Source organism: Parabacteroides timonensis (assembly GCF_900128505.1).
Classification (GTDB): domain Bacteria; phylum Bacteroidota; class Bacteroidia; order Bacteroidales; family Tannerellaceae; genus Parabacteroides; species Parabacteroides timonensis.
The window spans coordinates 3,625,992-3,645,998 of record NZ_LT669941.1; the positions used below are offsets into that span (position 1 = coordinate 3,625,992).

Annotated in this window: 15 protein-coding genes and 1 pseudogene; 13 read left to right on the plus strand and 3 right to left on the minus strand. The window is 52.6% G+C overall.

The features are described from left to right. The first annotated feature begins 298 nt into the window (after nt 1-298). Both BQ7394_RS22155 and BQ7394_RS22160 read left to right on the plus strand, forming a co-directional pair. On the plus strand, nt 299-751 hold the full coding sequence (locus BQ7394_RS22155; protein WP_075560174.1) for a DUF1896 family protein: 453 nt from the start codon (nt 299-301) through the stop codon (nt 749-751). After that, nucleotides 741-6,251: pseudogene (locus BQ7394_RS22160) on the plus strand (N-6 DNA methylase); the annotation flags it as partial. The gene BQ7394_RS22155 and the pseudogene BQ7394_RS22160, both read left to right, overlap by 11 nt. A 405-nt stretch (nt 6,252-6,656) precedes the next feature. On the opposite strand, the gene BQ7394_RS22165 reads toward BQ7394_RS22160, so the two are convergent. The 3 genes from BQ7394_RS22165 to BQ7394_RS22175 are packed head-to-tail and all read right to left on the minus strand — an operon-like array spanning nt 6,657 to nt 8,981. Beyond that, a complete protein-coding gene (locus BQ7394_RS22165) occupies nt 6,657-7,181 on the minus strand; it encodes an acyltransferase (protein WP_075559397.1) in 525 nt (174 codons plus the stop codon). Nucleotides 7,182-7,185: 4 nt separating this feature from the next. Further along, nucleotides 7,186-8,049 (minus strand): aldo/keto reductase, encoded by an 864-nt coding sequence (locus tag BQ7394_RS22170; protein WP_075559398.1) that lies wholly within the window; start codon nt 8,047-8,049, stop codon nt 7,186-7,188. Nucleotides 8,050-8,072: 23 nt separating this feature from the next. Next, complete coding sequence (locus BQ7394_RS22175) at nt 8,073-8,981, minus strand: helix-turn-helix domain-containing protein (RefSeq protein WP_075560175.1); 909 nt, start codon at nt 8,979-8,981, stop codon at nt 8,073-8,075. Between the two features lie 267 nt (nt 8,982-9,248). Between BQ7394_RS22175 and BQ7394_RS22180 the strand changes: the two genes are divergently transcribed. From BQ7394_RS22180 to BQ7394_RS26365, 11 genes are all read left to right on the plus strand, one after another. Then, nucleotides 9,249-10,241, plus strand: coding sequence for an aldo/keto reductase (locus tag BQ7394_RS22180; RefSeq protein WP_075559399.1), 993 nt, complete (start codon nt 9,249-9,251; stop codon nt 10,239-10,241). Between the two features lie 6 nt (nt 10,242-10,247). Next, entirely contained in the window at nt 10,248-11,000 is a 753-nt protein-coding gene (locus BQ7394_RS22185; RefSeq protein ID WP_235848802.1) for a flavodoxin family protein, read from the plus strand. Between the two features lie 111 nt (nt 11,001-11,111). After that, a complete protein-coding gene (locus BQ7394_RS22190; RefSeq protein WP_075560177.1) occupies nt 11,112-12,107 on the plus strand; it encodes an alpha/beta hydrolase in 996 nt (331 codons plus the stop codon). 14 nt (nt 12,108-12,121) lie between these two features. Next, the gene (locus BQ7394_RS22195) at nt 12,122-13,090 is read left to right on the plus strand and encodes an aldo/keto reductase (RefSeq protein ID WP_317043298.1); all 969 of its coding nucleotides are present in this window, start codon (nt 12,122-12,124) and stop codon (nt 13,088-13,090) included. A gap of 179 nt (nt 13,091-13,269) precedes the next feature. After that, nucleotides 13,270-14,196 carry a cyclophilin-like fold protein gene (locus BQ7394_RS25460; RefSeq protein WP_161951808.1) on the plus strand — a complete coding sequence of 309 codons (927 nt, stop codon included), beginning with the start codon at nt 13,270-13,272 and terminating at the stop codon, nt 14,194-14,196. 2 nt (nt 14,197-14,198) lie between these two features. Continuing rightward, a complete protein-coding gene (locus tag BQ7394_RS22210) occupies nt 14,199-14,912 on the plus strand; it encodes a flavodoxin (RefSeq protein ID WP_075560180.1) in 714 nt (237 codons plus the stop codon). Nucleotides 14,913-14,993: 81 nt separating this feature from the next. Further along, nucleotides 14,994-16,103 carry a carboxymuconolactone decarboxylase family protein gene (locus BQ7394_RS22215; RefSeq protein WP_075560181.1) on the plus strand — a complete coding sequence of 370 codons (1,110 nt, stop codon included), beginning with the start codon at nt 14,994-14,996 and terminating at the stop codon, nt 16,101-16,103. 85 nt (nt 16,104-16,188) lie between these two features. Continuing rightward, entirely contained in the window at nt 16,189-17,109 is a 921-nt protein-coding gene (locus tag BQ7394_RS22220; protein WP_075560182.1) for an alpha/beta hydrolase, read from the plus strand. A gap of 4 nt (nt 17,110-17,113) precedes the next feature. Then, nucleotides 17,114-17,674, plus strand: coding sequence for a flavodoxin (locus BQ7394_RS22225; protein ID WP_075559400.1), 561 nt, complete (start codon nt 17,114-17,116; stop codon nt 17,672-17,674). An 18-nt stretch (nt 17,675-17,692) separates the two neighbouring features. Next, entirely contained in the window at nt 17,693-18,454 is a 762-nt protein-coding gene (locus tag BQ7394_RS22230; RefSeq protein WP_075559401.1) for an SDR family NAD(P)-dependent oxidoreductase, read from the plus strand. A 110-nt stretch (nt 18,455-18,564) separates the two neighbouring features. Continuing rightward, nucleotides 18,565-20,004 (plus strand): iron-containing alcohol dehydrogenase, encoded by a 1,440-nt coding sequence (locus BQ7394_RS26365; RefSeq protein WP_449406352.1) that lies wholly within the window; start codon nt 18,565-18,567, stop codon nt 20,002-20,004. Nucleotides 20,005-20,007: the final 3 nt, after the last annotated feature.

Genomic DNA, 20,007 nt, shown 5'->3' on the forward strand with positions numbered 1-20,007 from the left:
ATTTTTTGATAAGTTAGGCTGCATCTTAACAATAGAAATAAACGAGTTTATTTCGTATTGTCTTCGATTTGAATAAAATCCTCACGCTCACAAATGTAAATATGATTTTCATTTGTTTCGCTTAATCGGATTTTTGCGCTAACTTTGCCACTGGTTCAGAGTAATGAATTGTTCTTCGATACCGGATTACACTCATACTTTGGATTTAGTGGTGGCACTCGGAGGGATACCGGGTGCCTTTTCTTTCTCCTTTCCGACGATTATCCCGAACATTATCAATCCACTAAATTCCAAAGTAATGAACAACAAGAAGAAAAACGAGGGTCAGACCGACTTTTCCTATTACGGTCTGTATCTGCTGGACTACCTCCGCAACAACAAGTTTGAACAGGCGTCCGATGCCGCCTTCATCCGGGAGCGTGCCGACCGCGCCGCCGAAACGTATGAGCGGGCTCGGCTTGACGGCTATCCTGCCGAGGGTGCGCAGGAACTGGCGATGAACACCCTGCTGGGCGGGCTTCACTATTCCAAGTACGCCATCCTCCGCGAAGTCGTGGAAACCGAGTTTGCCGACGATGTGCCGGAGGAAAAGCGGGAATCCTTTATTATCAGGCTGCTTCCGCCCGTCGATGCGGTATTCTCCATTTACGACCTCTCGGACGACAACTTCGCCCTGTCGCCCGATTACGACCTGCTGCGCACGGAGCTGACGGGAGCCGTCATGCTTTATATTGACGAGTATGGCGTTTAACCGCAAACAGAAACTGCGGGACAACATCGAGGCGATACGGACGGCATTCCTGCTGGACAGGGAACAGCGCACCCCCACCGCACGCGAAAGGCTTTTGCTGGAGCGTTACTGCGGCTTCGGAGGGCTGAAGTGCATACTGAACCCTGCCAAGGAACTGACAGATGCCGTCCACTGGGCGAAATCAGACCTCGAACTGTTTGCCCCTACGGTGGAGCTGCACAGACTGGTGCGGGAGAACTGCCGTGACGAAATGGAGTACAAGCGCTACATGGACGCGATAAAGCAGTCCGTACTGACCGCCTTCTACACGCCGCCGGAGATAACCGATGCGATTGCCGACGTGCTGCACGGGCACGGCATACGCCCCGACCGGGTGCTTGAACCGTCGGCTGGCGTGGGCGCATTCGTGGATGCGGTGCTGGGCTATAAGCCGGATGCCGACATCATGGCGTTTGAGAAAGACCTGATGACGGGCAGGATTCTGAAACACCTGCATCCCGACCAAAAAGTGCGGGTGCAGGGATTCGAGAAGATAGAGAAACCTTTCACGGACTATTTTGACTTGGCAGTTTCAAACATCCCCTTCGGCGATGTGGCGGTATTCGACCCGGAGTTTACGGGCAGCAAAGACCCTGCAAGACGTTCGGCAGCAAAGACGATACACAACTATTTCTTCCTGAAAAGCCTTGACACGGTGCGCGAAGGCGGCATCGTGGCGTTCATCACCTCGCAAGGGGTATTGGATGCCCCGTCCAACGCACCCATACGCGAGTACATGATGAGCCATGCCAATCTGGTAGGTGTCGCACGCCTGCCGAACAACCTCTTCACGGACAACGCAGGCACGGAAGTGGGCAGCGACCTGATCATCCTGCAAAAGAATAGCAACAAGAACGGGGAACTATACTACAATGAAAAGCTATTTGTGCAGACCGAACAAACCTCTATCGGCACTCCCGTAAACGGGTATGTATGGAGCATCGGCTCTCTATCTAATACGGATATAGTCAAAGGTACAGACCCTTACGGGAAACCTGCATTTCAACTTATACACCGGGGAGGCATTGAGCAGATGGCGGAGGACTTGCGGGAACATCTGAAGATTGAGCTGCATCATTTTAATAAAGAACTGTATGACAGACACAGCCTTCATCCGGCACAAGGAAAAAGTACGGCAGTGGAAACGGTTTCCACGCCGATAGTCACTCCCGAAGTGCAGCCGCAAACTGAAACAGCACTGAAACCGGAAATTGAGCCACACCGTCCGATGAAACATTCGGAAGGCGTGCAGCTTACCCTGCTCGACCTTTGGGGAATGCCAGTAGAAGCACCCATCAAGAAGAAAAAGACGGTGAAGAAAGGCAGTACGGCAAAGCGTGTTCCTACCCGACCGAAACCACAGGTTACGGCTGCCCCACCTGTTGAAACCGCCAAGCCCGTGAACGGGAATAAGGAAGCAAAGCCGGAGAATATCGGGAAGCAAAGTGACTCTGACGATATTTACGCCACATTAGACTGGGAAACCAATCCGCCCATTAACGGCTTCTACGAGATGATGATGGATCTGACACCGGAGCGGCGAAAGGAACTTCGGGTACTGGCGGCACAGCATCAGGAGAAACGGTTGAGCGGAACAGACGTAAAAGCCGACTCCCCTGCCATGCCGGAGAAAGAAATGCAACAAGCCGGGACAAAGCCGAAGGAGGAAGCTCCCGACCTCTCGCCACGTCCCTATCACCGCACACCGGAGATGCACCTGCGTGAAGGCTCGCTGGTGGCAAGCAGGGCACGTGACATCGGTTATCTGAAGGATATCACCCCTTATGGCGCGACATTCCAGCCGCTCGGACTGACTGGTTATCAGAAAGAAAAGGCACTGCTGTATGTATCACTCCGTGACGCATACGAGCGTCTGTACCGTTACGAGTCGAACAGGCACGAGGAAAATGTCCCGTGGCGTGAGCACCTGAACACCTGCTACGATGAGTTCGTCATGCGCTACGGCAACCTCAATGCCAGACAGAACGTGAAACTGGTGATGATGGATGCCGGGGGACGCGACATACTTTCGCTGGAACGTGCGGAGGATGGGAAGTTCGTTAAAGCGGACATCTTCGACCATCCTGTATCCTTCTCGGTGGAGTCCGCCGTCAATGCCGGAACACCCGAAGAGGCTCTCTCCGCATCGCTCAACAAGTTCGGCACGGTCAATCTTGATTATATGCGGGAGATAACCGACAGCACGGAGGAAGGATTGCTTGATGCCCTCAAAGGGCGCATCTTCTACAATCCCCTCGTAACCGGTTACGAGATCAAGGACAAGTTTATCGCCGGAAACGTGATAGAGAAGGCGGAACGCATCGAGGCGTGGATAAACAGCAATCCCGAAAACGGGCGGTTGCCGGAGGTAAAGCAGGCTTTGGACGCGCTGAAGGATGCAGAGCCGGAGAAAATCCCGTTCGAGGACCTCGATTTCAACTTCGGGGAACGCTGGATTCCCACGGGCGTGTATGCCGCCTACATGAGCCGCCTTTTCGACACGGACGTGAAAATCGCCTACTCCGCAAGCATGGACGAGTTCTCGGTGGCGTGCGGCTACCGCACCATGAAAATCACGGACGAATTTCTGGTGAAGGGCTATTATCGGAACTATGATGGTATGCACCTGTTGAAGCACGCCCTGCACAACACCTGCCCGGACATGATGAAGTCCATCGGCAAGGACGAGAACGGCAACGACATCAAGGTGCGCGACAGCGAGGGCATACAGCTCGCCAACGCCAAGATTGACGAGATACGTAACGGCTTCTCCGAATGGCTGGAAGAGCAGTCGCCGCAGTTCAAGGAGCGGCTTACGACCATGTATAACCGGAAGTTCAACTGCTTCGTTCGCCCGAAGTATGACGGCAGCCACCAGACTTTTCCAGACCTCAATCTGAAAGGGCTTGCCAGCCGGGGAATCAAGAGCGTCTATCCGTCGCAGAAGGATTGCGTATGGATGCTGAAACAGAACGGCGGTGGCATCTGCGACCACGAGGTTGGAACCGGTAAAACGCTGATAATGTGCATAGCAGCGCATGAGATGAAGCGTCTGAACTTGGCGCACAAGCCGATGATTATCGGATTGAAAGCGAACGTGGCGGAGATTGCAGCCACCTATCAAGCAGCATATCCGAATGCACGTATCCTCTATGCTTCGGAAAAGGACTTCTCCACCGCCAACCGTGTGCGCTTTTTCAACAACATCAAGAACAACGATTACGATTGCGTCATCATGTCGCACGACCAGTTCGGCAAGATACCGCAGTCTCCGGAGCTGCAGCAGCGTATCTTGCAGGAGGAGCTTGACACGGTGGAGGAAAACCTCGAAGTGCTGCGGCAGCAAGGGAAGAACGTATCGAGGGCGATGCTGAAAGGGCTGGAAAAGCGCAAGCACAACCTTGAAGCGAAGTTGGAGAAGGTGGAACATGCCATCAAATCGCGCACGGACGATGTGGTGGACTTCAAGCAGATGGGTATCGACCATATCTTTATTGACGAGAGCCACCAGTTCAAGAACCTTACCTTCAACACCCGGCACGACCGTGTGGCAGGCTTGGGAAACTCGGAAGGAAGCCAGAAAGCCCTGAACATGCTCTTTGCCATACGCACCATACAGGAGCGGACGGGCAAGGACTTGGGGGCTACATTCCTTTCGGGAACGACCATCAGCAACTCGCTGACGGAACTGTACCTGCTTTTCAAGTACCTGCGCCCGAAGGAACTGGAACGGCAGGACATCCGCTGCTTCGACGCATGGGCTGCAATCTTCGCCAAGAAGACCACCGACTTCGAGTTCAACGTGACGAACAACATCGTGCAGAAGGAGCGTTTCCGATACTTCATCAAGGTGCCGGAGCTTGCCGCCTTCTACAACGAGATAACCGACTACCGCACGGCGGAGGATGTGGGCGTGGACAGACCTCACAAGAACGAGATACTGCACCACATCCCGCCCACGCCCGACCAGGAGTATTTCATCAGGCAACTGATGGAGTTTGCCAAGACGGGCGATGCTACCCTATTGGGCAGGCTGCCGCTTTCGGAAACGGAGGAGAAGGCGAAGATGCTTATCGCTACCGACTACGCCCGGAAGATGGCTCTCGATATGCGGATGATTGATCCGAACTATGAAGACCACCCCGACAACAAGGCGAGCCACTGCGCCAAGATGATAGCGGAATATTACCACAAGTACGAGGCGCACCGTGGAACACAGTTCGTGTTTTCCGATCTGGGTACGTACCAGCCGGGCGACGGGTGGAACGTGTACAGCGAGATAAAGCGGAAACTGACGGAGGACTACGGCATACCGGCAAACGAAGTCCGCTTCATTCAGGAGTGCAAGACCGACAAGGCACGCAAGGCGGTGATAGACGCCATGAACGCCGGGACGGTGCGTGTACTGTTCGGCTCCACCTCCATGCTCGGGACGGGTGTGAACGCGCAGAAACGGTGTGTGGCTATCCATCATCTCGATACGCCGTGGCGCCCGTCCGACCTGCAACAGCGTGACGGACGGGGAGTCAGGGCAGGCAACGAGATTGCTAAGCTATACGCTGACAATCAGGTGGATGTGATTATCTATGCGGTGGAGAAATCCCTTGATTCCTACAAGTTCAACCTGCTCCACTGCAAGCAGACTTTTATATCACAGCTTAAAAGTGGCGCGTTGGGCGCACGTACCATCGACGAGGGGGCGATGGACGAGAAGTCGGGCATGAACTTCTCGGAATACATGGCATTGCTCTCCGGCAACACCGACCTGCTCGACAAGGCGAAGTTGGAAAAGAAGATAGCCTCGCTCGAAGGGGAGCGCAAGTCGTTCAACAAGGGCAGGCGGGATTCGGAGTTCAAGCTGGAATCCAAGACGGGCGAACTTCGCAACAACACGGCGGTCATCGAAGCCATGACGGAGGACTGGAACAAGTTCCTTGCCGCCGTCAAGACGGACAAGGAAGGCAACCGCCTGAATGCGGTCAAGGTGGATGGCGTCAATTCCACCGATGAGAAAGTTATCGGAAAGCGTTTGCAGGAGATAGCCAAGAACGCCGCGACGGGAGGTCTGTACAAGCCTGTCGGAGAGATTTACGGTTTCCCCATCAAAGTGGTCAGCGAGCGGACGCTCAAAGAGGGACTGGAGTTTACCGACAACCGTTTCGTGGTGGAGGGGAACTACAAGTACACCTACAACAACGGGCATCTGGCGATGGCTGACCCGGTAGCCGCCGCACGCAACTTCCTGAACGCGCTGGAGAAGATACCCTCCACCATCGACCAGTACAAGGCGAAAAACGAGGTATTGGAGCGTGAGGTTCCGCAGTTGCAGGAGATAGCGGGTAAGGTATGGAAGAAGGAGGACGAGCTGAAACAGCTCAAATCAGAACTTGCCGCACTTGACCGGAAGATTCAGCTGGAACTTGCACCACCTATGCCCGAAACCACTGAAAAGGAGAACGACGGGCAGAAGGTTAAGCCGGTTGCGGAAAGTGTATGGAACATACCACCGCAGCACACCGAAGAAGTACCGCAGACACGCAGTCCAATGAATGAACGCAGTCCAGCGGGGAATTTCATTGCCGACCATATCATTATTGGACATCCAGGGTTTCAACTAAAAAATGAAAATCAACCTAAAGGGATTAAAATATAAAAGAGAGGCTGTCTCAAAATAGAATTGCAAAAGTAAAAATCTTATAGATTGAAACTTTGAAATAAAAAATCTCCTGCTTTAGCCCTTAATTACTTCAATTATAGGACTAAAAATAGGAGATTTTTATGTAGTAACTTATAGATTATAAGACTATCTCTGTTTTTCATTTTGAGACAGCCTCTTTCATTTACGAATACAATACCTGCAATTTTATTATATACGTTTTAATACTTTCGCCGGATTACCGCCTACCACCGTGTTGTCCTCCACGTCTTTCGTCACCACCGCTCCTGCACCGACTACGGCATTCTCGCCCACAGTGATACCCGGCAGGATGGTCGCTCCCGCGCCTATCCAGCAGTTGCGTTTCAGGCGGACGGGCTTGCAGGTAAGCACGGCATGGTCGTGGAGGTCGTGGTTGTTAGAGATAATCTGGACGTTGGCGGCTACCAGCACGTCGTCCTCGATGGTGATGCCGCCGGCCGCCATGAAGAGGGCGTTGTTCATCACGGTGACGTTCCTGCCGATCTTCACGCTGTTGCCGCGCACTACGGTCACAGGCGGCATCACGCGGCTGTTCTCGCCGATATTACCCAAAAACAATTCCCGCACCAACGCATCGTACTCCTTCGTACCGGGCATGGTGTGGTTTATCTTGAAACACAGTTGCATGCTGCGGAGGCTCTCCGCAGGATCGGCCTCTTCGGGTTTGCGCATGTCTATTCTGACTTCTTCCATTTCGTTATTTATTATTGGGGTTAAACTTCTTATCATATTCCAGAAGAAAACGCACCAGTTCGGGGTTGCGGTGCGACCATTGGAAATCCTGCGGTCGGTCGAGCGGCCGGATGGACTGCATCTCGGCATCGGTCAGCGCGAAGTCGAACACGTCCAGGTTCTGCCGCATACGCTCGACGTGCGTGGATTTGGGTATGGCGATGATACCGCGCTGTATCAAATAGCGCAATGCCACCTGCGTTACGCTCTTGCCGTGGTTTTCGGCAATCCCTTTCAGCACCGAATTGCTGAACAACTCCTCGTTCGCCTGCGCGATGGGTGCCCAAGCCATGATTTTCGTACCGTATTTACTGATCTCCTGCTCCATGTCCCATTGCTGGCTGAATACGTTGGTGCGGAGTTGGTTCACGGCGGGCTTTATCTCCACGTTCTCGGCCAAGTCCACGAACCGGTCAGGATAGAAGTTGCTCACTCCGATGGCGCGCACCTTGCCTGATTTGACGGCATTTTCCATAGCCCGGTATGTGCCGTAATAATCGGCGAACGGCTGGTGGATAAGTAACAGGTCGATGTAGTCGGTACGCAGTTTGCGCAGCGATTCGTCAATACTCTTGGCAGCTTTTTCTTCTCCGGCATTGCTGACCCACACTTTGGTGGTGATGAAAAGCTCGTTGCGCGGCACGCCGCATTTGTCGATTGCCCGGCCAACACCTTCTTCGTTGTAATAGGCCTGTGCCGTGTCGATGAGCCGGTAGCCTGTGCCGATGGCATCGAGCACACAACGTTCGCACTCTTCGGGGCTGACGAGATAGACACCGTAGCCCACTTGCGGCATCTCGATGCCGTTGTTCAATGTAATAGTTTGCATAATTTATAAGTATCTTCGGATTTTTAGTTCACATTCATCATATTGGCCCGGTAATCGTTCGGCGTGCATCCTTCCATCTTCTTGAACCAACGGGTAAAGTGCTGCGGATAGGGAAAACCGAGGCTGTCGGAAATCTGGCTGATACTTTTCGAGGTGGTGAGTATGCGCTCCTTGGCTACATCCAATGCCTTCTGCTGGATATGTTTCAAGGCAGACATCCCGGTCTCCTTTTTCACAAGGTCGCTGAAATAGTTGGTGGAGAGGCATAGCTTGTCGGCGCACCATTGCACGGTGGGGATGCCTCCCTTAGTCGGCTGCTCGGAGTTGAAGTAATCCCCGAGTAGTTCCTCGAAGCGTGCCAAAAGGTCGCTGTTCATGTTCTCGCGTGTAATGAACTGCCGGTCGTAAAAACGGATGCAGCGGTCGAGCAGCAGCTTGATGGTATCGATAATCAATGCTCGGCTATGCTTGTCGATAGGATGGCGCAGCTCCTCCTCGATGCCCTTCATGCAACCGATGACCACCTCGCGCTCCTGTTCCGACAAGTGCAGCGCCTCGCTGGCATTGTACGAGAAATAGGAGTAGTTTTTCATGATGGATGCCAGCGGCGTCCCACGCAGGAACTCGGGATGAAAGGCCAGTACCCACCCTTCCGGCTGATGGAGCTGTCCGTCATCCTCCGATCCCATCACCTGACCGGGCGCGAGGAAAAGCATGGTGCCTTTCTGATAGTCGTATATGCTGCGGCCATACCGCAAGTTACCACAGTCGGCATCTTTCAACAGCACCGAATATACATTATATAACTTATGGCAGAAGCGCAACGGCTTTGCCTTACGCCCGTCAATGAGGCTCACCAGCGGATGCAATGTCTCGACACCGAAGTAGTCGTTATATTGCTGTACGGTGTCTATTCTTGTTATTTCGCTCATAGTTGCTTGACTTTTATTCTGTTGCAAAAATAAATCTTTCATCCATAATTACCTTGATAACCGGAGAGGATTTTTGTACGGTGCAAAAATAGAGACGAAAAAAGAGACGACCTGTATCAAAATCACTTATTCAATTACCAATTTCACAGATACGGCGACAGCCCGTTCCCATACCCATTAAATTGGTCATTCTATCTGTGAAATTGATATGCCTGCGCTTTATCCGTTCCACTAATTTTGCGGCAGAAAATCAATCGTTTGGTAAATATGAAATACAGAAAACTCAGAAATTTGGATGTGTCGGCCATCGGCTATGGCTGCATGGGAATGAGTCATGGATACGGGCCTGTACCCGAAAGAAAGGAAGCCGTCAGGCTGATACGGTATGCCTACGAGCAGGGATGCACGTTTTTCGACACGGCCGAAGGGTATGCTGCCGGTGACAATGAACTATTGGTAGGCGAAGCGGTACGTCCGTTCCGCGACCGCATCGTGGTCGCCACGAAATTCGGAGGTCCACGGGTAGAGGGAGACAGACTGGTGCCGATTGAATACACTCCTGCTGAAATAAAGGCGCATTGCGAGGCATCCTTGAAACGGCTGGGTACGGATCATATCGACCTGTACTACCAGCACCGGGTCAGCCGTCGGGTCACACCGGAAGAGGTGGCCGGTTGCATGGGGGATTTGATACGGGAAGGTAAGATACTGGCATGGGGACAATCCATGCCTTCCGTCGAAGAGATACGCCGCGCCCATGCCGTAACCCCTTTGTCTGCCGTACAGAGCGAATATTCCATCATGGAACGTTCGGTGGAGAAAGACGTTTTGCCTGTTTGCGAGGAACTGGGGATCGGTTTTGTTCCGTTCAGCCCGCTGGCAAGCGGCTTTCTGTCCGGTAAGATAGATGCCGGTACACGTTACGAGGGGGACGACGTGCGTAGAGCGATTACCCGCTTCAGAGAGGATAACATTGCAGCCAACCAGCCATTGTTGGAACTGTTACGCCGGTTTGCAAAGGAGAAAGATGCCACACCTGCCCAGATATCGCTGGCTTGGATGCTTCACAAGAAAGGCTTTATCGCTCCTATCCCGGGCTCGCGCAAGGAGGAACGCATACGGGAAAACCTCCGTGCCGCAGAAGTTGTGCTCTCACCGGCAGAGTTCGCACAGATAGAACACGAGCTGGACAAAATCGAGATTCATGGCAACCGGACCGACGAGGATATCGTGTTCGGACTAAGAGGACAGTGTGACTAAAATACTATGGATAGGAGGATAACACGCCGGGAAGCCATCAAAAGAATGGGATCCGCAGCAGTCGGTTTAGGCTTAGGTGTCGGAGGTGTGAGAGCATTCGACATGTTGGATGACAAGGATGTAATTGGCAAAATGAAAGTATTGTTGGTCAACGGAAGTCCTCACAGGATGGGTTGTACCCATACGGCATTGGCTGAAGTGGAATCCGTATTGAAGGAAAATGACGTGAAAACCGATTACCTGTGGATTGGCAATAAGCCTGTTGCCGGATGTATCGCATGTGGCGCTTGCCGGGAAAGCGGAAGATGTTTTGTCGGGGATCCGGTAAATGACCTTTTAGATAAGGTACAAGAGTATGACGGTTTTGTCTTTGGAGCACCGGTACATTTTTCCGCCCTTCCAGGTTCCATGACTTGTTTCATGAACAGGCTTTTTTATTGTTCGAGGGTGAACAAGGATTTTGAAGGAAAAATCGCGGCTTCGGTAACGAGCTGCCGCAGAGCCGGAAGCATTGCTGCTTTGGACCAGTTCAACCGTTATTTCGTTTATAGCGGAATGCCTGTCGTGCCCTCGCAATATTGGCCGATGGTATTCGGAAACGAGCCGGAAGAGGTATTGCAGGACAAGGAAGGCCTGCAAGTCATGAGAACACTGGGACGTAACATGCTATGGATGCTGAAAAACAGAGAAGCCGGGGCAAAACTCGGTATCCTTTATCCGGAGCAAGAAAAGAGAGTTTCCACAAATTTTATACGCTAATCAATGACTGTCGAAACAGTCAAAATTAACATGGATATGAAAAGAGAGCTTAATGTATGCTTCAGGAAAAGATGGCTTGCCATCGCCCTTTCCGCATGGAGCGTTTCAGGTATGGCACAGAACTATGGAGTAAACAGAGTTTTCGAGCCTTTAACCATTGCCGGTCAAGGTAGCTTTACCGCCGGAGGTGTCGTCATGAAAGACAGTTTGGGAAGAACCTTTCATGGAGACCACGCATACGTGTTCTATCAGATTCCAGTAAACGCACACCGTTATCCGCTGGTGTTCGTTCATGGTATAGGACAATCGGGAAAGACATGGGAAACCACACCCGACGGACGCGAGGGATTCCAGACGATGTTCCTGCGCCGGGGATTCGGCACCTATCTCGTGGATCAGCCGAGAAGAGGACGTGCAGGGCGCAGCACGCTACCGACACAGACCACGCCGGTCATGGACGAGCAGATGCGTTTCGACCGTTTCCGTCTCGGTATTTACCCGGATTATTTCGAGGGTGTCCAGTTCAAGCAGGGTCGCGCTGTTCTGGATGCCTATTTTAGGCAAATGACATCGGACACGGGACCGTTGGATTTCGACGTGGTGTCGTCCGGCCTTGCTGCCGTTGCGGACAGCGTGGGCGGCTGCATATTCGTCACCCATTCGCAGGGAGGGCCGATGGGATGGGCTACCGCATTGAAGACATCGAACATCAGGGCTTTCGTGTCGTATGAACCGGGCGGACGTTTCCCGTTTCCTGCCGGCGAGTTGCCCGAGGACGAACGGTTGAAAGAGGGGAATACGGAAGTGACGACCATCACGACCGAGGAGTTCATGGCCTATACCCGTATGCCCATCGTCATTTACTACGGTGACAATATTCCCGACCATCAGGTAGAGAACAACGAGCAAAACACATGGAGGCTACGCCTCTTTCTGGCACGTCAATGGGCGGAATGCGTGAACCGCCACGGCGGGGATGCCACTGTCGTACACTTGCCCGAAGCCGGATTGTACGGCAACACCCATTTCCCCTTCTCCGACTTGAACAACGAGCAAGTGGCAGACCTGCTTTCCCGGTGGTTGCATGAAAAGAATTTGGACAAATAAAATCAGATACTGAAATGGATAGAAGAGATTTCATAAAACAGTCATTGCTGGCGACAGGCAGCATGATGGCGGCCGGGGCATTCGGAATGAATGCGTTCGGGCAGAAAGAACCGGATACGGCAAAGGTTACAATGGATTTTGTAACATTGAATAACGGTGTCAGAATGCCGATTTTAGGGTATGGAACACTAAGGCTTACCACGGAACAATGTGCCGGTTGTGTCGCGGAAGCCATACATAAAGGCTGGAGACTGATCGACACGGCCAAGAATTACATGAATGAAACAGAAGTCGGTAAGGGCATCCGCCAAAGCGGCATTCCCCGAGAGGAGCTTTTCATCACATCCAAACTTTGGATAGAGGATTACGGATATGAGCAGGCCAAGGCTGCTTTTCAAAAATCACTTGACCGCTTGGGGCTCGACTATCTTGACCTTTATCTGCTGCACCAGCCTTTCGGCGATGTGTACGGTGCATGGCGGGCGTTGGAAGAACTTTATGAAGCCGGAAAGATCCGGGCGATAGGCGTCAGCAACTTTCATCCCGACCGGATTGCGGACTTTGCTTTTGTCGGTAAGATAAAGCCTGCGGTCAACCAGATAGAGTTCAGCCCTTATTTCCAGCGTTGGGATGACAAACGGACGGATGACGAATACGGGGTACAGGTAGAGTCATGGGGACCATTGGTATCCGGGGCGCATCCGGAAGTGCTTACCGAACCTGTCCTTGTTGAAATCGGTAAGAAATACGGGAAAACTCCTGCCCAGATTATCTTGCGCTGGCTGACCCAACAAGGGGTTGTCACCGTGTGCAAAACCCAGCGTCCCGAACGGATGGAAGAAAATATCCGCATATTCGATTTCAAACTATCGGTAGACGATATATCGCGGATTGCGAAACTCGATAAGAAACACACCATGTTCAAAGACCATCGTTCACCGGAAGATGTACGGTGGTTTCATACAGAAGCTACGAGAAGATAGAGCAAGCACAACTGACGACCGCAAAGACTTGTCATGGTCTATACCGTAGAAATTGGTATAGGAAACAGAGTTTTGCGTTTAAGCCGGGGCTATGAAGCACGCTACCTTTGCAGCAAAGAAAAGAAAGAGCGAAAGATTCGCAATAAACCATAGTATAAATAATAAAAAGTCAAATGATTATGAAGTATTTAGCTGCAATGATGATGGCGATGTGCATGACATTCTCGCTGTCGGCTTGTGAAACGAGCAACACCGAAAATGAACCGGTAATACCGGAAACACCTCAAAATCCCGATACTCCGGGAGAAGACGACAATGACAACAACGGTTCCGGAGAAAGAACCGCTGTTACGCTGACTGTCGGCGAAACGGTACTCGAAGGCTATTTGAACGACAACCGGAGTGCCCGTGACCTGATTTCCCGTCTACCCGTGACGGTAAGCCTTAACCGTGGTGCCCATGACTATTGTGGAGACATCACTCCCGCATTGGCATACGACGAGGGAGACGTACAGAACGGATGGAAAAACGGCGACCTTGCCTTTTGGACTGCGGGAAATGATTTCGTGATATTTCACAGCGATGAAGAAAACTCTTCTTCCACTGGTAACATTGTCAATATCGGAGCGGTGACAAGCGATTTGGAAACGGTACGTTCACTCGGACAGAATATTAACGTGACAATCGCCAGAGCCGGAAACGACAATGAAGGCGGTGCTGACGATGACAACAATTCAAATGAAGATAACGATATGGTAACGAAAATGAGAATCACAGTGAACGGCCGGACACTGACCGCCACGCTGGAAGACAATGCCACGACACGCGCCATTGCCGGGCGGTTGCCCATGACCCTCCCGATGATGAACCTTTACGGGCGTGAGATGTGCTACCGTTTCCCCGAAGCCCTGCCTACGGACAATGCCCGCACACGCGGTTACGAGGTCGGTGAAATCGTTTATTACCCGCCCATGCACAGTTTTGTAATCATGTACCGTCAGAACGGCGAGCGTTTCCAGATGCAATCCATCGGTCGTATCGATTCGGGAGTGGAGGTGTTCAACGGTATAGGTGATGTGGAAGTACGGTTTGAAAAAGCGGAATGAATATGAAGAAACGGATTATTTTACTGACAATGCTTATGGCGGCTTTTGTAATGTCATTCGCCACTTCCTGTGGGAAAGACGATACAGATGCACCGCAGCAGGAACAACCGGATGCTCCGGATGATTCCGATAATTCAGACAACTCAGACAACTCTGACGAGCCGGAAGAGCCGGAAGAGCCTGACACGCCTTCCACGGGCAACGGAAAGGTACTGGTGGCCTATTTTTCACGTGCCAACCATGTACCTGACGGTACGGATGCCGTGTCGGGAGCCACGAACAAGGCACGCAACACGCAGACCGTGGCAATGGAACTTGCCGGGCTGACAGGTGGAGACCTCTTCGAGATTATCCCCGAACGTGACTATCCCGTATCGCACACCGAATGTTCGCAAATTGCCTTGCAGGAGTTCGAAGCCGATGCCCGTCCTGTACTGACAACCCATGTGGAGAATATGGAAGATTATGATGTCATTTACATAGGGTTCCCTATTTGGAGGTATTGCGAACCGATGGCTATCCGCACCTTTCTCGAAGAGTATGATTTTGCAGGCAAAACCATCCGTCCGTTCTGCACCAGCATGGCGGTCAGCATCAACGACGCGCAGGCAAATATTGCCCGCCTCTGTCCGGATGCCACGGTGGAAGACGGCCTGAGAATATCATACAATATTCCAAACAACATCGAAGAGATACTCTCCGAATGGATTAAGTAATAAACCATCCAACTCATTCAACAACAAAGAAACAGCAGTATGAAACTAAAGGAACAACTATTAGGAATCGCGGTGTCTGCCATGCTTGGCATAGGTGGCATCGCACAAGCAGAGGCACAGGAAATGGAAAATGACAAGAATTTATTAAGTAGAAGACAGCAGGCAATCGTCCCCATTGCCGCATTGACAGCCAAAGGCGATACGGCTCATCTGAAAACGGTACTGTCCGAAGGGCTGGAGTCCGGGCTTACCGTCAGTGAAATCAAGGAGGTTATGACCCACCTCTACGCTTACACCGGCTTCCCACGCAGTCTGAACGCTCTTACTACCTTTATGAAAGTGCTTGACGAGCGGAAGGCTAAAAACATCAACGATGTGGAAGGTAAAGACGCCTCCCCGTTACCAACAGATAAAACTTCGTTGGAGTTGGGCACAGAGGTGCAGACCCGTCTTTCGGGCAGACCGGTGCAGGGTGGCGTGATGGCATTCGCCCCGGCAGTGGACTATTTCCTCAAAGCCCACCTGTTCGGCGACCTTTTCGGACGGGACAATCTGGCGGAGTCCGACCGTGAGTTGGCAACCCTCTCGGCACTGGCATCGCTCGAAGGTGCGGAAGGACAGTTCCGTTCGCATGTGCGCTATGCCACGAATGCAGGCGTGACCTCCGGACAGCTTTGGCAGATTTCCCATATTCTGAAAGACAAGGTGGGCGCACGCGAGGCATGGCGTGCCAATCAGGTGCTGAGTGCCATTTATGAGCGCAAATATCCCATGCCCGAACCCATAACGGACGTGTTTCCTCGCGGCAAGGTATCGACTTTCAATTATTTCACCGGCGATGTCTATAACCAACGGCTCGTGTCGCCCGATGCGGAAACTCCCTGTCAGGCAAGCAACGTGACATTCAGTGCCGGAGCGCGTACCCGTTGGCACATCCACAGCGGCACGCAGATATTGCTTTGCACGGCAGGACGCGGTTGGTATCAGGAGAAAGGGAAGTCTGCACAGGCGTTGAAAGCCGGGGATGCCGTGAACATCCGTCCGGGTGTGGAGCATTGGCACGGCGCAGCCTACGACAGCGAGTTCAGCCATGTTTCCGTTATCCCAAATCCTAAAGACAACAAGGATACGTGGCTCGAAGCCGTCAGCGAGGAGGAATATATCAAGGTGAACAGTACGACAGTGAAATAATATGAATATCAAAACGAGGATTATAGGAATAGCGATTTCTGCCATATTCTGTATAGGCGGCATCGCACAAACAGAAGCTCAAGTCATGAAAAAAGAAGTAACATTCAACAACTGGGGCAACAGCATGGCGGGATGCCTGCATCTGCCCGATGATTTTGACGAAACGAAGAAATATGCCGCACTCGTTATATGCCATCCCGGTGGCGGCGTGAAGGAACAAACCTCTGCGCTCTATGCCGAGGGCATGGCAAAGGCTGGGTTCATCGCCTTGACGATGGATGCATCACATCAGGGTGAGAGCGGGGGTGAGCCGCGCTTGTGGGATAACCCATACGAACGGAGCGAGGACGTGAAATGCGGGGTGGACTACCTTACCACGTTACCCTACGTGGACCGCGAACGCATTGCCGCCATCGGTTCTTGTGCCGGAGCGGGCTATGCCATCTTCGCCACGCTGACCGACCGCCGCATCAAGGCGGTGTGCGGCATCTGCTGCACCAATCCCGGAGCCACCACCCGCCAAGGTTGGGACGGTAAGCGGAGCATCGAAGAGGTGAAACGCCGTCTGGACGAGATTGCCGCACAGCGTACCGCCGAAGCGAACGGCGCAGAGCCACGCTATGCTCATTACGTGCCGGAGGCAGATGAAATCAATGAAAGCACACCGCCCGATATGGTGGAGGCGAATGACTACTACCGTAACCCCGCCCGCGCCCTGCATCCCAATTCACCCAACAAGTTCCGTTTCATCGGCATGGCGAACCGTATCACGTTCGATGCCTATGAGTTTATCCCCGAACTGCTTGACCGTCCGTTGCTGGTCGTGGCGGGAAGCAAGGCAGGATCGCTGTGGCAAAGCAAGCGTGCCGTGGAACTGTCGAACGGTCCGAAGGAGCTGTACGTAATAGATGGTGCCGGACACTTCGACCTCTACGACAATCCGAAGTACATCGGCATGGCAGTCGGCAAAATGGCGGAGTTCTTCAATCATTCATTAAACCGATGATGCCATGAAGAACGTATGGTTGTTGCTCGGAGTTTTATTATCCATGATTGTCACCACAATGAATGCGCAGACTGTAACCAAAGACAGTAAAACACTTGTTGTATTCTTCTCACAGACTGGAAACACCCGGTCTGTGGGAAAAGCCATACAGGAGCTGACGGGGGCGGACATCTTTGAACTGGTTGCCGCCGAACCATATCCGGACGGCTATCGCGAGATAAGGGTTCGTGCCAAGGAAGAACAGCAGAAGGACATCCGCCCTGCCTTGCGGTCGCTTCCGGCAAGCATCGCGCAGTACGATACGATTTTCGTCGGATCACCTATCTGGAACTATACCATCGCACAGCCGGTAGCTACCTTTCTCGGGAAGTTCGACTTCAAAGGAAAGGTCATCGTGCCGTTCTGCACGCATGGCGGGGGCGGTGCCGGACACAGCGCTGCCGATGTCGCCAAACGTGCACCGGGTGCGAAGGTGCTTGAAGGTTATGCCTATACGGGGAGCAGAGCCGACAAAAAAGCCATTGAAGCATGGCTGCGTAAATTGAAAGCCATAAATGTAGCATGAGACACAGGAGATTTATTCATGGAAATATCATTCAATGAGAAAGTAGTTCTCGTCACGGGAGCGGCAGGTGGCATCGGTTGGGCTACGGCACGGATGTTTGCCGAATCGGGGGCGGCTGTGGCTTTGGCAGACTTGTCTGAACAAGTAGATGCCCGCGCAAAGGAATTGACGGAGAAAGGCTACAAGACCATTGCCCTGCACTGCGACGTATCGAAAGAAGAAGATGTCAAAAGAATGGTGGAACAGGTTGTCACCACATTCGGGAGGTTGGACATCGCTTATAACAATGTCGGCATCCACGCATCTGTTCGCAAGGATTTGGCGGAGACAGAGGGCTGGGATTTTGACCATGTCTTGTCGGTCAATCTTCGTGGGGTGTGGAATTGCATGAAGTACGAATTGATTGAAATGAAAAAACTGGCGGGCGGTGCTATCGTGAACTGTTCCTCGCAAGGTGGTCTGGTAGGTATTGCCAACATAGATGCTTATACGGCATCGAAACACGGCATACTGGGGCTGACGAAATCGGCCGCACTGGAGTATGCCCGTCAGGGGATTCGTATAAACGCCATCTGTCCCGGAACGTGTGAAACCCCGATGGTGAAGCACGCCATCGAAATGTCTCCCGAACATATGGCACGTGTCATCGATGCTATTCCGCTGGGTCGTATGGGCAAGCCGGAAGAAATTGCCTCAATGGTACTGTTGCTTTGCAGTGACTATGCCGGATTTGCCATAGGTCAGACATGGGCGATGGACGGAGGCTATACCGTAATGTGAAATTGGTATAGGAAACAGAGTTTTGCGTTTAAGCCGTGGCGACCTGTCCCTGTACCTTTGCAATCGGATAATTAAAACAAAAAAATACGATAACAATGGAACACTTCAACATGTACATCCCCACACGTGCCCTCTTCGGTGCCGGGGAGCTGAATAATCTGCACAAGCAGACATTACCGGGCAAAAAAGCCCTCGTGGTTATCTCCAACGGACGCTCTACGCGGGCAAACGGATACCTCGCCCGGCTGGAAGAACAACTGCGGCTGGCAGGCATCGCCTATGTGATATTCGACAAGGTAGAAGCTAATCCCCTGTTGGGCACGGTCATGGCGGGTGGAGCCACCGCACGTACCGAGGGTTGCGACCTGATTGTGGCACTCGGTGGTGGCAGCGTGATCGATGCCGCCAAAGCCATCGCAGTGACAGCCACCAACGAGGGCAACTATTGGAACTATATCTCCGGTGGCACTGGCAAAGCGCAACCATTGAAGCACCGTCCGCTTCCCCTCGTAGCCATCCCCACCACAGCAGGGACAGGCTCGGAGACGGATGCGGCTTGTGTGGTGACGAACGATGAGACGCACGAAAAGACCGGTTTCGGACACCCCTCGCTCTTCCCTGTGCTTGCCATCATCGACCCGGAATTGATGACCACCGTGCCGCCCCTGTTCACTGCCTACCAAGGCTTCGATGCCCTCTTCCACAGCATTGAGGGCTATGTTTCCAACCGTGCCAACCCCATGAGCGATATGTACGCATTAACAGCCATAGAGAATATAGCCCGCTACCTGCCTGTGGCGGTGGCTGACGGCAAAGATTTGGAGGCACGTTCTCGTGTGGCGTGGGGCAGCTACCTATCGGGGGGGGTGATGTGTGTGGGCGGGGTCACGAGCCAGCATTCGCTGGGGCATGCCATGTCCGCCTATCACCAACAACTANTGCCGCCCCTGTTCACTGCCTACCAAGGCTTCGATGCCCTCTTCCACAGCATTGAGGGCTATGTTTCCAACCGTGCCAACCCCATGAGCGATATGTACGCATTAACAGCCATAGAGAATATAGCCCGCTACCTGCCTGTGGCGGTGGCTGACGGCAAAGATTTGGAGGCACGTTCTCGTGTGGCGTGGGGCAGCTACCTATCCGGGGTGGTGATGTGTGTGGGCGGTGTCACGAGCCAGCATTCGCTGGAGCATGCCATGTCCGCCTATCACCAACAACTACCGCACGGGGCAGGACTGATCATGATAAGCCGTGCCTACTTCTCCCACTTGATCGAAACTCATGCCTGCGACGAGCGTTTCCTCCAATTGGCACGCACCATGGGACTTGCCGATGCCACGAAACCGGAGGATTTCATCGCCGCGCTCGAAGCCTTGAAGAAATTGTGCGGCGTCAGCGATCTGCGGATGTCCGACTATGACATTTCCACCGATGAATGGTCCCTGTTCGTCACCAATGCCAAGACCACGATGGGACGGCTGTTCATGCTCGACCGTGTGCCGCTCTCGTACACGGACTGCTGGACGATTTACAATGAGTCATATAAATAAGAG